This window comes from Chryseobacterium scophthalmum (assembly GCF_900143185.1).
GTDB lineage: Bacteria > Bacteroidota > Bacteroidia > Flavobacteriales > Weeksellaceae > Chryseobacterium > Chryseobacterium scophthalmum.
Genome location: NZ_FSRQ01000001.1, coordinates 1,755,425 through 1,767,635, shown reverse-complemented (window position 1 = coordinate 1,767,635; position 12,211 = coordinate 1,755,425). Strand labels below are relative to the sequence as shown.

Sequence of the window (12,211 nt, the reverse complement as noted above, 5' to 3'; positions counted from 1 at the left end):
ATGGAAAATAACAATAATCAAGTAACTGAACCGAAAAAGAAAAAAAGTTTAGTTTTTCCGATCATTTTAGCCGTAGTAGTAATCGGGGGCGGAATTTTCGGTTACAGATCTTACACTTACGGTCAGTTTCACGAAGAAACGGATGATGCTCAAATCGCTTCTAATATGAACCCTGTAATTTCTAAAATCTCAGGATATGTAGCAGAAGTAAAAGTAAAAGACAACCAGTTTGTAAAAAAAGGTGATACACTCGTTATTTTAGATAATAAAGATCAGAAAATGGCTTTAGAGCAAGCTCAGGCAGCTTTGTCAACCGCAAAAAGCAATATTTCATCTGCTCAGTCTTCTACCAATGCAACTTCAAAAAATATTAGCAGCTCACAAGCAGCTGTAGCAACAGCAAATGCACAAATTGAAGCGGCAAAAGTAAACGTTTGGAAAACAGCTCAGGATTTAAAAAGATATTCAGTTCTTGTAAAAGATCATTCAATTACAGAACAGCAGTACGAACAGGCTTTAGCAGCAAAGCAGTCTGCAGATAAACAATTGCAGGTTTTAGTAGATACAAGAAACCAGATTGCACAACAAACAGGAATTGCTTCTTCACAAACAGAAGCAAGCTCTCAACAGATTTCAGTTGCCGGTTCGGTAGCGAAACAGAGAGAAGTTGATGTAGAAAGTGCAAAATTAAATCTTTCTTATACGGTTATCGTAGCTCCGGAAGATGGTTTTGTCGGGAAAGTTCCTATTCAGGCAGGTCAGTTTTTACAGGCAGGTGCACAATTATTTAGCTTGGTTAAAAATGATCAGAAATGGGTAATTGCCAATTTTAAAGAAACTCAGGTTGCCAAAATGGTTGAAGGACAAAAAGTGAAAATAGAAATTGATGCTTTTCCTGATACAGAATTTGACGGTGTAGTAAGCTCATTTTCTCCGGCAACAGGATCTACATTCTCTATTTTGCCTCCGGATAATGCAAGCGGAAACTTTGTAAAAGTTGTACAGAGACTTCCTATAAAAATCGATTTTGTAAAACTTGATCCAAACATTGCAAAAAGATTAAGAACAGGGATGAATGTGAAAGCAGAAGTTTCTTTAAAATAATATTGAAAAAGTTAGTTAAGTGAATTGTCAATTTTGCGGAAGCAAATCAATTGTAAATGGAAATGTAGCTGAAGATTGATAACAATGTTGATGGCGTATTGGCAATTCATTTTTTATAAAAAAGTATATAAGTGAATTGTCAGTTTTGCTGAGGCGAGTCAATTGCGAATGTTGAGGAATTAGATGCAGGAAGATTGATAAAGGTTTTGACGATGATTGATGACAGATTTAAAATGAAGTAGTAAAGTTGACCATGAAGTTGATTAACTATTGACAATTCACTTTTTATAATTCTTAAAGATGAGGAATAATGATTTTAAACTTTAGAAATGTTTTATTCTCAAGCTAAATTTTAACCTCAACCTTCTTTAAAACACATAAAAAAATCAATGCAAGATTCATTAGTAGAATATGGAGCCCGAAGAGTAATCATTACGATTACAGCGATTCTTTGTGCTTTGCTAGAAATTGTGGATTCCACGATTGTAAATGTTGCCCTCAACGAAATGAAGGGAAACATGGGTGCCACACTTTCTGAAGTGGGTTGGGTAATCACAGCATATGCTATTGGTAACGTTATTGTTGTACCTATGACGAGCTGGCTTTCGCAGCAGTTCGGAAGAAGAAATTATTTTGCAGCATCCATTATTATATTTACCATATTTTCATTTCTATGTGGAAATGCCGAAAATATTTGGGAGTTGGTGTTCTTCAGATTATGTCAGGGAATTGGCGGTGGAGCGTTGCTCGTAACTTCGCAAACGATTATTACCGAATCTTATCCGGTTGAAAAACGTAGCATGGCGCAGGCAATTTACGGTTTGGGAGTAATTATTGGTCCTACTTTGGGTCCACCATTGGGAGGTTATATCGTTGATAATTACAGTTGGCCATATATTTTTTACATCAATATTCCAATTGGTATTGCAGCAACATTAATGACTTTACAGTTTGTGAAAAGCCCGAAATTTTCTGAGAAAAGAAAAGCTTCAGATGTCGACTGGCTCGGAATTGCTTTACTGGCATTAACCGTAGGATCTTTACAGTTCATTCTGGAAAGAGGTCATGAAGAAGACTGGTTTGAAAGCGGAATGATTGTAACATTTACGACTACTGCAGTTTTAGGATTTGTATTATTCCTCTGGCGAGAGCTCACCTTTAAATATCCGATTGTGGAACTCCGAGTTTTAAAGAACGGAAATCTGAGGATCGGAACCGTGATGTCCTTCGTTTTAGGATTCGGTTTATATGGTTCAACGTTTATTGTTCCTTTATATACGCAGAGTATTTTGGGTTGGACGGCGCTTCAGTCAGGAGCATTAATGATTCCGGCGGCGCTAACAACAGCTTTCATGATGCCGATCATCGGAAGATTGCTTTCAAAAGGTGCAAAACAGCAGATCTTGGTTTCCTTGGGATTATTTATCTTCTTTGTTTACAGTTTCTGGGGGTACAAAATTCTGACACCAGATACGAGTAAAGAAGCCTTTTTCTGGATGCTGATCGTACGAGGAATGGGACTTGGTTTATTGTTTATTCCAATTACATCTTTGTCATTAAGTACATTAAAAGGTCAGGAAATTGGACAGGGAGCGGCTTTTACAGGAATGATGAGACAGCTTGGTGGTTCTTTTGGGATTGCAGCCATCACCACATTTATAGCGAACGCCAGTCAGAAATACAGGTTGAATTTAATATCCCATCTCGACAGTGACAGCTTTGATGTTCAGCAGAGATTGGCAGCTTTAAAAGCTAATTTTATCGCTAAAGGAATGACTCCTGATGCAGCTATGAATGCCGCTTACAAAGTTTTAGATATGACCGTCACCAAACAGGCAACCGTTTTATCTTACATGGATGTTTTCCTTTATCTTGGTGTAGCGTTCTTGATATGTATTCCGTTTATTCTATTTATCAGAGAACGGAAAAGCAAAGAAAAAATAGATTTGAGTGAAGCAATGCACTAAAATATAAACTAAAAACCTCTGAAATTTTCAGAGGTTTTTTTTATTCCAAGATCATATTCTGCTGTACCGCAATATGCACAAGCTCAGCCGAATTTTTAGCACTAAACTTCTGAAGTAAATTTTTACGGTGGGTATCAACAGTTAATGGGCTTAAAAAAAGTTCGTCTGCAATCTCATTGCTTGTTTTTCCTTTTGCTAAAAACTGCAGGATCTGTTTCTCGCGTTTTGTTAAGCGTGGAGTAGTGGTCAATTCCTGCGGCGAAGGTTTACTGATGATGTTTTTGGTTTCGTTACAGAAGACAATATTTCCGGAAAGGGCGCCGTGAAAACATTCCATTAATTCTTCCAAAGAAACATTTTTCAATAAATAACCGCTGGCTCCGTTTTGTATACACTGCATGATAATGCTCCTTTCGGAACGGTTACTGAACATAATGACGGAGGTATTCGGAGATATTTTTTTGATTTCTTCACATAGCTGAATTCCGCTGATGTCGGGTAAAGAAATATCGAGCAGAATAATATCTACTTCATTAGATTTAATAAACTGAATGACTTCACCACCGTTTGTAAACGTTTTTGCAATGTGAAAAAAAGGCTTGTCAGATAACATGATTTTCAACCCTTCAATAACGATAGGATGGTCATCTACAATGACGATGTTGATTTTATGAGATTGCATGGGTGTTGAGTTCTATATTAATTGCCGTTCCTTCATCATCGGAATTGATCTCCATTTTACCTTTTAAATAATCCACGCGGGTTTTGAGATTATGAAGTCCCATACTTTTTGTTGGTGAAGAATCTTGTGAAAAACCTTTGCCATCATCTTCAATTGTAATTAAAAATACTTCCTCAGATTGAGAGCATTGTAGCAATATGTTTTCTGCTTCAGAATGTTTCACGGCATTGGCCAGAATTTCCTGTACGATCCTGAATATATTGATCTGTACCGCCAAAGGAAAATTGGTGTTAATATCAATAGACTGAAAGTCAATATGCAAATCTTTTCTGGTGTAAAATTCAGACAAATCTTTTAAAGCGGTTTCTAAACCAAATTTTAAAAGAGATTCGGGCATCAGATTTCTTGCAATATTTCTAAGCTCGGTCACCGAATGATCCAGTTGATTTAAAATTCCGTTGAAGTTTTGTTTTTTTTCTGGTTCTAAATTTTGTGAAGCCCAAGCTGAAAAATTTATTTTCACTCCGGCAAGCATTCCTCCAAGTCCGTCATGAAGGTCTTTTCCCACTCTTTCTCTTTCTTTTTCTTCACCTTCCAGAATTGCTTTTGTTATTTTTAATTCTTCCTGTTGCGCGATTTCTTTCAGCTTCTGAGAATGGTTGATTTCTTTTTCTTTGGCTAATTTTTTAGTGTAGAAATAAATGGAAATAATTAAAATAAGAAGGAATAGTGATGCAAAAACCAATAGCCATAAATATTGGTTTTTCTTGTTGATCTCCAGTTCTTTTTGTGCTTTTTCAGTGTTGAGATTGGCGATTTCTTTTTGCTTTTCTGCAGTTCTAAATTTTGTTTCCAGTGTATTGAGTTCCAGCTTTACATTTTCAGAATTTAAGCTGTCATTTAATTTTGAATATTTCTTTTCCCAGATCAAAGCTTCTTTCAGATTGCCCATTTGTTCATTAAGGCTTGAAAGCTGGTTGTAAAAAGCTTTTCTGTTGTTGGCATCAATAATGAGTGTCTTTTCGGATAAGATATTTTCTAGAACGTTTTTCGCTTCATTCAGTTTATTCTGCTTCCTTAAAATATCATATTTATTCATATAAAACATCTGAGTTAACAGATTTTGGTTAGATCTTTTAGCATAAACCAAACCTTTTTCAATCATTGGAAGTGCTTCTTCATTTTTCTGTTTAGTAATAAAATAAAGTGTCTTTCCATAATAGAAAGAAGCATTGGAAGAAGATTCCGGATAAGGCTGAATAAGTTTTTCGGCTTTGTCTAAATATTTTTTGGCTTCATCACCTTTTGCCTGGTAACAGAAATTACTTGCTGTGTTGAGGTAAGCAAAAAACAATTCTGGAGAATGTGGCGCATTTTTTTCTAATATTTTAATCGCTTTTGTATTGTATTCAAAGGCTTTTGCAAACTCGGCATTATACGTAAGAATGATGGCAAGCTGAGAATAGAATTGACCTAAAGTTTTATGATGCTTGTATTTTTCAATCTGCGGAATGCTTTTTTCAACCAAAATTTTTACCAAAAAAGGGTAACCTTCTTTGTTTTTCTGGGTAACGCCATAGTTGTACCACGATGAAGCGATGTAGAAATCGGCTTCTTCAGTTTTAATTTTAGAAAATTCCTGTATGGCTTTTTGAAATGAGACTGCTGCTTTTTCTTTGTTGCTTTCTAAAAAATGCCAACCTTCATAATAATGATATTTTGCTGTATTTAAAGGTGTTTTCTCACTTAAAGCTTTCCCTTTTTCTAAATAGCTTTTACTTAAAAGAGAATCTGTATTTCTGTAAAAGTTTGATAATAAGAAATATGAATTCGCTTTGGCGTTGTTGTCAATTTTGCTGTTTACAACAGTTTTCAGACTGTCTGAATAGCTTTTCTCATTCAGCGGAATGAGTTGCTGAGATTGTACATAAGTAGATAAAAATATACAAATGGTGATGAGGTGATTCTTCATTATATCAATTTCATTATTGAAAATAAAACTCCACAATTTAGTGAAAAATTAAGAACTGAAAAATACCTAAAATTAGGTAGAATATTTTCCTTAATTCTAAGGATTGATTGCCTTTTCAGACAGTCATAGCTTTGCAGGTACTAAATCAGAAAGATTACAAATTAAAATTAACAGTAATATTTAACAAGAGAAATTATGAAAAAAATGAAATTGAAAAACGTATTGAAAGGCTCATTTGTAATGGTGATGGCAGCGTTGGTTTTTGGCTTTGTAACATCGTGCAGCAATGATGACGACGACAATATTCCTGGAACCAACAAAACACATAAAGTAGTTTTCAAAGCAGAAGCATCTGCAGGAAGTAATATTGAGATCGCTGTTTACGGAATCGATGGAAATCCTACCACTGCAACCAGCTTAAGCGGAACAACATGGTCAAGCCCGGAAATCACTACTGAAGCCGGGGCAATGAGCGCAAATGTTGCAATAAATGCAGTAGGAGCGAGTACTTCTTCTACTTTGAAGGTTCAGATCTGGGTAGATGGTGAACTTAAAAAAGAAGGAACTTCAAGCGGGCAGTATTTATCTGCTTCAGCAAGTCATACATTCTAATATAAACTAATGATGAAAAAAAAGTCCGGTTCAGTTTTGAGCCGGACTTTTTTTGATGGAACAAATCGTATTCTTTCATAGCCATTAATGAAAATAGTTTTAGAAAAAGCAAAACTGAAAAATATCTAAAATAGGGTAGGATATTTTTTTTAAATTTGAGGATTGACAGTATTTTTAGTCTATCATATCTTTGCGGATGCTTAAATCAAGAGATTCCGAATACTATTAACAAAAATAATTTATGAAAAAAATAAAATTGAATCAGGTATTTAAAGGATTATTTGTCGCTGTAATCACGGTAATGGTTTTGAGTTTTGTTGAATCTTGTCGCAAAGATAATGATGATGCTTCTGAAGATATTAAGACACAAAAAGTAGTCTTCAAGGCAGAAGGTTCATCCGGAGTTAATATCAGTAAAGCTGTTTACGGAATCGACGGCAATCCTATTACTGTTACTGGTTTGAGCGGAACAACATGGACGAGCCCGGAACTCACTGCAGAAGGCGTAGTTTATAATACCAATGTTGTGGTAAATGCAACAGGAGTGGATGCGGCGTCTACTTTGAAAGTTCAGATTTGGGTAGATGGTCAGCTTAAAAAAGAAAGTGTTTCGAGCGGAATGACTTTATCAGCTTCAACAAGTTATACATTTTAAAAAATCATCCACTTTTATAAAAAAAATAATCCGACTCAAAAACTGAGTCGGATTATTTTTTATGTTTTCAAGATTAAATCACTTTTACAATAAAGTAACTTTTCTTTCCTTTTTGTAATAATAAGAATTTACCGTCAATCAAATCAGTTTCGTTTGCGGTATAAACTTCGTTTACCTTTTCTTTGTTTACAGAAATTGAGTTTCCTTTTAATTCTCTTGTTGCTTCACTTTTAGATTTCAGGAAACCTGATTTTTCTGAAAGTAAATCAACAATGTTAATTCCTAAAACATCCGCTTTAGCGACTTCTTTCTGAGGAACTCCGTCAAAAATTTCTAAGAAAATTTCTTCATCAAGACTTACCAGATCTTCTGCAGTAGATTTTCCAAACAGAATTTCTGAAGCTTTCAAAGCTCTTTCGTATTCTTCTCTTCCATGCACCCAAACCGTAACTTCTTCAGCTAATCTCTTTTGAAGTTTTCTTTCATGTGGAGCTGTTTTGTGCTCTTCAACTAAAGCTTCAATTTCTTCTCTTCCTAAAAAGGTATAGAATTTAATGAATCTTTCAGCATCATCATCAGTTGCATTCAACCAAAACTGGTAAAATTTATAAGGTGAAGTTTTCTTTTTGTCTAACCAATAATTTTCTCCGCTTTCAGATTTTCCAAATTTAGAACCGTCAGCTTTTGTAATCAAAGGAACAGTCAATGCAAATGCTTCTCCCTGTGCTTTTCTACGGATTAATTCTGTACCTGTAGTGATATTTCCCCATTGGTCAGAACCTCCCATCTGAAGTTTTACACCATTATTCTGATATAAATGAAGGAAATCATATCCTTGAATCAATTGATAAGTAAACTCTGTAAAACTCATTCCGTCAACACCAGCTTCCCCTGAAAGTCTTTTCTTTACAGAATCTTTTGCCATCATGTAGTTGACCGTGATGTTTTTTCCAACATTTTTAGCAAAATCAAGGAAAGAAATATTTTTCATCCAGTCGTAATTGTTGACCAATTCTGCTTTGTTGGTTTCATTTCCATCAAAATTTAAAAATCTTGAAAGTTGGTTTTGCAAACAGTCAACATAATGTAAAAGGGTTGATTCATCCAAAAGATTTCTCTCTGCAGATTTACCTGAAGGGTCACCAATCATTCCTGTTGCGCCACCTACCAAAGCGATAGGTTTGTGACCATGCTGCTGAAAATGAGCCAGAATTTTAATCTGAATAAGACTTCCGATATGTAAAGAATCTGCGGTAGGATCAAAACCGATATAGGCAGTTGTCATTTCCTTATTCAGTTGTTCATCTGTTCCGGGCATCATATCGGCAAAAAGACCGCGCCATTTCAGTTCTTCAATAAAAGAGTTCATTATTTTTTTCAGTTTAAAATTTAATACGCAAAGATAAGAAAATCACTTGAGTTTCGGGTTTCGAGTTTCGGTTCAATGTTTCGAGTTTCGAGTTTAAAGATTCAAGATTGCTGTTAAAGCTTTTTGAGCTCTGTTTTCAAAGTTGTAAACTTCCAACACCCATCATCCCACTTCCAGCTCATATTGTTTCATTAGCAAAATTCAATTATATTTGTTAATAATGAAAGACGAGCAATTATTTCCTCTCATCCAAAAAGCAAAGGAAAAAGACCAGAAAGCACAAACTAAACTGATCAATGTTTTTTGGTTAGATGTTTTTTCTTTTGTGATGAAGAAAGTGCATGACGAAAATGATGCGGATGAAATTACGGTAAATGTTTTTTCAAAAGTTTTATCGAAACTCGATCTATATGATCCTCATTTTCAGTTTAAAACCTGGATTCTGACGATCGCTCAAAATACAATTATTGATTTCTGGCGTAGAAAAAGCCGTGAAAATCAAGATCCTACCGAAAATCTGGATGAAGTAAAAAATCATTATGCAAAATCTCCGGAAGAACTGATGATTTCTGATGAAGAACAAAAGAAAATCATCAAAACTATCGAATCTTTAGACGTTAATTATCAGGATATTATCAGATTAAGATTCTTTGAAGAAAAAAGCATCAAAGAAATCGCTGAAGAACTGGGGATTTCTGTTGCTAATACGAAAGTTCGTGTAATGAGAGCGAAAAAAGTTTTAGCTGAGCTGTTGAAAAATAATGAGTTTGAGGATAATTAATGAGCCTTGTCAAGGTTCAAAACCTTGACAAGGCTTTTCCGAAAAATGTTTACAAATAAACATCTTCCTTCGTTTTAGGAAGAATAATTTTTCTTTGCTTCTCTTGATTTCTGTTTTGAAGATTAATTTTCATTCCTTTTTTAATGAAAATCTCGCTTTTAGATTTTCCGTATTCTTTAGTATTTACAACTTCTTTATTAAAAATTAGTTTTCCGGTTGAAAGATTAAAATCTACGGTAGTCCAATATTCTTCTGGTTTTCCGCCTTCTGAAGAAAATCCTATTAATTCAAAATGTCCGTTTTGAAATCTGTATTTATCTGTGCCTCCCCATTTCCAGCTGCTTCCTCCATAATGAGTGATGTTTAAAATACCTTTTTCAATGGTTGTGCTCATATAAGGATCACCCATCATTCCACCATCTTTACTTCTTAAAATTGCCTTTTGGGATTTTTCTAATATTGTCCATTTATTATTGATTTTCTTCAAAATCTGAATTTCTCGAATGTCTCCATAATCATTGTTAGTTGCAATATCATAAACAATTACTTTCTCCGGAACTTTATCTCCATCCAAATCTCCGTCAACAGTTTCATTAACGGTTGAGCCTTTTGGTTGAAATTCTTTTTGAGCAAAACAAAATGTACTGAAAATAATGGATAGAAAGCAAACTGTAGTCTTCATAACAAATATTGAATCTTAAAATTACAAAATTATCTGTTTCATCAATGTCTGTCTTTGATTGTTTCGATAAAAAAATCACTAACTTTGAACCTCAATTTGAGAGATAAATGGAGAATTTAGTTCAAGATACTACCGTTCAAAAACCAAAATGGATTCGTGTAAAACTTCCTACCGGAAAGAATTACAGAGAATTGAGAACTTTGGTTGATAAATATAAATTAAATACAATTTGCCAAAGTGGAAGCTGCCCAAATATGGGTGAATGTTGGGGAGAAGGAACGGCAACTTTCATGATTTTAGGAAATATCTGTACAAGAAGTTGTGGATTTTGTGGTGTAAAAACCGGAAAACCAATGGATGTAAACTGGGATGAACCTGAAAAAGTGGCTCGTTCAATTAAATTAATGAAGATCAAACACGCTGTTTTAACTTCTGTTGACCGTGACGATTTGAAAGATATGGGTTCTATTCTTTGGGGTGAAACTGTAAATGCAGTAAGAAGAATTTCTCCTGGAACAACGATGGAGACTTTGATTCCGGATTTCCAGGGCCTTACAAAACACTTAGACAGATTGGTAGATGTTGCTCCTGAAGTAATTTCTCACAATATGGAAACGGTAAAACGTTTGACAAGAGAAGTGAGAATTCAGGCGAAATATGAAAGAAGTCTTGAAGTTTTAAGATATTTAAAAGAAGCAGGACAAAATAGAACAAAAACCGGATTGATGCTTGGTTTAGGTGAAGAAAAAGATGAGGTATTCCAAACCATTGAAGATATTAGAAATGCCAATGTAGATGTTATTACAATGGGACAATATTTACAGCCGACCAAAAAACATCTTCCAGTAAAGAAATTTATCACTCCTGAAGAGTTTGATGAATTCGGGGATTTTGCAAGAAGCTTAGGATTCAGACACGTTGAAAGTTCGCCTTTGGTGAGAAGTTCCTACCACGCAGAAAAACATATTCATTAAAAATATAAATCGCTTCATTTTTTGAGGCGATTTTTTTGATTCAAAGATTGGTTAAGTTGATTTAATTATAGTTCTGATATAAAATTTATATCAACCCTTTCAACATTTTCTTTCCAATTATAGTTACTTTTGTGCTTTTAAAAGAAGCAATGAAAAAATTGCTTTAAATAATTATTGATTAATGATGTTTGATAAAAGAATTTTGCCTTTGGCAATCGGTGGTTTGGCAATCGGAACTACAGAATTTACGATTATGGGATTGCTTCCCGATATTGCAAAAACACTTCAGATTACCATTCCGCAAGCTGGTCATTTAATTGCAGCGTATGCTTTGGGAGTTGTAATTGGAGCACCCATTTTGATTGGGTATTCCGTAAAATTTCCACCCAAAAAAGTATTGCTTGCTTTAATGGTGATTTTCACAATTTTTAATGCCTTATCTGCTATTGCGCCTGATTATAATTCGATGTTGATTATCAGATTTATGTCTGGCTTACCACACGGTGCATTCTTCGGAGTAGGAACTGTGGTTGCATCAAGAATGGCAGGAAAAGGAAAAGAGGCATTGTATATTTCATTAATGTTTACCGGATTAACGGTTGCCAATTTGGCGATGGTTCCTTTGGTAACTTACATCGGACATGAATTTCACTGGCGTTGGTATTTTGCAATTGTTGCTGTGATTGGGATTGCCACTTTATTAGCTTTAAAACTTTGGCTTCCTGCAATGGAAAAAAAGAAGGACAGTCATTTCTTGGAAGAATTAAAATTTTTGAAAGGGAAACAATCGTGGCTGGTTTTAATGATTACGGCAATCGGTTTTGGTGGATTGTTCACTTGGTTTAGCTACATCACACCTTTAATGACGGTGGTTTCAAAAATTGAAAGCGGTTATATGGCTTATGTGATGATTCTTGCAGGTGCAGGAATGGTTGTTGGAAATTTGGCAGGAGGTTTTCTTTCAGACAGATTGGGTCCGGAAAAAACGTGTTCATTGTTATTGTTTTTAATGATGACTTCATTGGCAGGAGTGTTTTTCCTTTCTCAATATCAAAGTATTTCGTTGGTTTTGACCTTTATTTGCGGAGCTTTATCGATGTCGATTGCGGCGCCGATTAATATCATGATGATGAAGGCTGCTCCAAAAAGTGAAATGATGGCCGCTGCTTTTATGCAGGCCGCATTTAATATTGCAAATGCAATGGGTGCTTTCTTAGGTGGAATTCCCTTGGAACACGGTTTATCTTACAATTATCCTTCGCTTGTAGGAGTCGGGATGACGGTGATTGGGTTAATTATTAGTATTGTTTATTTTTATCTGTACCGTTCATCAGATGGAGAAGAAAAAGAAATAGCGGTAGAATGTGCTACCTGTGACCAATAAAAAAAGAGAAGCAATTGCTTCTCTTTTTT

11 protein-coding genes are annotated in these 12,211 nt (G+C 34.9%); 7 read left to right on the top strand and 4 right to left on the bottom strand.

The genetic code is table 11. The features are described 5' to 3' along the window. Both BUR17_RS07925 and BUR17_RS07920 read left to right on the top strand, forming a co-directional pair. Positions 1-1,104, top strand: coding sequence for an HlyD family secretion protein (locus BUR17_RS07925; protein ID WP_074229763.1), 1,104 nt, complete (start codon positions 1-3; stop codon positions 1,102-1,104). Between the two features lie 389 nt (positions 1,105-1,493). Further along, positions 1,494-3,071 (top strand): DHA2 family efflux MFS transporter permease subunit, encoded by a 1,578-nt coding sequence (locus BUR17_RS07920; protein WP_074229762.1) that lies wholly within the window; start codon positions 1,494-1,496, stop codon positions 3,069-3,071. A 40-nt stretch (positions 3,072-3,111) separates the two neighbouring features. On the opposite strand, the gene BUR17_RS07915 is transcribed toward BUR17_RS07920, so the two are convergent. Both BUR17_RS07915 and BUR17_RS07910 read right to left on the bottom strand, forming a co-directional pair. After that, positions 3,112-3,753, bottom strand: coding sequence for a response regulator transcription factor (locus BUR17_RS07915; RefSeq protein WP_074229761.1), 642 nt, complete (start codon positions 3,751-3,753; stop codon positions 3,112-3,114). Then, positions 3,740-5,725: a tetratricopeptide repeat-containing sensor histidine kinase gene (locus tag BUR17_RS07910; protein WP_074229760.1), complete on the bottom strand. Its 1,986-nt coding sequence runs from the start codon at positions 5,723-5,725 to the stop codon at positions 3,740-3,742. The genes BUR17_RS07915 and BUR17_RS07910 overlap by 14 nt, the downstream gene beginning before the upstream one ends. 195 nt (positions 5,726-5,920) lie before the next feature. Here BUR17_RS07910 and BUR17_RS07905 point away from each other — a divergent pair, with 195 nt between their 5' ends. Together BUR17_RS07905 and BUR17_RS07900 are read left to right on the top strand one after the other, a co-directional pair. Beyond that, on the top strand, positions 5,921-6,337 hold the full coding sequence (locus BUR17_RS07905; protein ID WP_074229759.1) for an MmpS family transport accessory protein: 417 nt from the start codon (positions 5,921-5,923) through the stop codon (positions 6,335-6,337). Positions 6,338-6,578: 241 nt separating this feature from the next. After that, positions 6,579-6,992 carry a hypothetical protein gene (locus tag BUR17_RS07900; protein ID WP_074229758.1) on the top strand — a complete coding sequence of 138 codons (414 nt, stop codon included), beginning with the start codon at positions 6,579-6,581 and terminating at the stop codon, positions 6,990-6,992. Positions 6,993-7,065: 73 nt separating this feature from the next. On the opposite strand, the gene tyrS is transcribed toward BUR17_RS07900, so the two are convergent. Next, on the bottom strand, positions 7,066-8,361 hold the full coding sequence (gene tyrS / locus BUR17_RS07895; protein ID WP_074229757.1) for a tyrosine--tRNA ligase: 1,296 nt from the start codon (positions 8,359-8,361) through the stop codon (positions 7,066-7,068). A 220-nt stretch (positions 8,362-8,581) separates the two neighbouring features. On the opposite strand from tyrS, the gene BUR17_RS07890 reads away from it, so the two are divergent. After that, on the top strand, positions 8,582-9,142 hold the full coding sequence (locus tag BUR17_RS07890) for an RNA polymerase sigma factor (protein ID WP_074229756.1): 561 nt from the start codon (positions 8,582-8,584) through the stop codon (positions 9,140-9,142). Positions 9,143-9,191: 49 nt separating this feature from the next. Here BUR17_RS07890 and BUR17_RS07885 read toward each other — a convergent pair whose 3' ends face one another. Further along, positions 9,192-9,824, bottom strand: coding sequence for a hypothetical protein (locus tag BUR17_RS07885; protein WP_074229755.1), 633 nt, complete (start codon positions 9,822-9,824; stop codon positions 9,192-9,194). Between the two features lie 107 nt (positions 9,825-9,931). Between BUR17_RS07885 and lipA the strand changes: the two genes are divergently transcribed. Next, on the top strand, positions 9,932-10,798 hold the full coding sequence (gene lipA / locus BUR17_RS07880; RefSeq protein WP_066676133.1) for a lipoyl synthase: 867 nt from the start codon (positions 9,932-9,934) through the stop codon (positions 10,796-10,798). Positions 10,799-10,979: 181 nt separating this feature from the next. Beyond that, on the top strand, positions 10,980-12,182 hold the full coding sequence (locus tag BUR17_RS07875; RefSeq protein ID WP_074229754.1) for an MFS transporter: 1,203 nt from the start codon (positions 10,980-10,982) through the stop codon (positions 12,180-12,182). Positions 12,183-12,211 lie beyond the last annotated feature (29 nt).

Excerpts from the sequence above, each read along its gene's own strand:
- BUR17_RS07925 (WP_074229763.1), top strand. The coding sequence starts at position 1 with ATGGAAAATAACAATAATCAAGTAACTGAACCGAAAAAGAAAAAAAGT.
- BUR17_RS07920 (WP_074229762.1), top strand. The coding sequence starts at position 1,494 with ATGCAAGATTCATTAGTAGAATATGGAGCCCGAAGAGTAATCATTACG.
- BUR17_RS07915 (WP_074229761.1), bottom strand. The coding sequence starts at position 3,753 with ATGCAATCTCATAAAATCAACATCGTCATTGTAGATGACCATCCTATC.
- BUR17_RS07910 (WP_074229760.1), bottom strand. The coding sequence starts at position 5,725 with ATGAAGAATCACCTCATCACCATTTGTATATTTTTATCTACTTATGTA.
- BUR17_RS07905 (WP_074229759.1), top strand. The coding sequence starts at position 5,921 with ATGAAAAAAATGAAATTGAAAAACGTATTGAAAGGCTCATTTGTAATG.
- BUR17_RS07900 (WP_074229758.1), top strand. The coding sequence starts at position 6,579 with ATGAAAAAAATAAAATTGAATCAGGTATTTAAAGGATTATTTGTCGCT.
- tyrS (WP_074229757.1), bottom strand. The coding sequence starts at position 8,361 with ATGAACTCTTTTATTGAAGAACTGAAATGGCGCGGTCTTTTTGCCGAT.
- BUR17_RS07890 (WP_074229756.1), top strand. The coding sequence starts at position 8,582 with ATGAAAGACGAGCAATTATTTCCTCTCATCCAAAAAGCAAAGGAAAAA.
- BUR17_RS07885 (WP_074229755.1), bottom strand. The coding sequence starts at position 9,824 with ATGAAGACTACAGTTTGCTTTCTATCCATTATTTTCAGTACATTTTGT.
- lipA (WP_066676133.1), top strand. The coding sequence starts at position 9,932 with ATGGAGAATTTAGTTCAAGATACTACCGTTCAAAAACCAAAATGGATT.
- BUR17_RS07875 (WP_074229754.1), top strand. The coding sequence starts at position 10,980 with ATGATGTTTGATAAAAGAATTTTGCCTTTGGCAATCGGTGGTTTGGCA.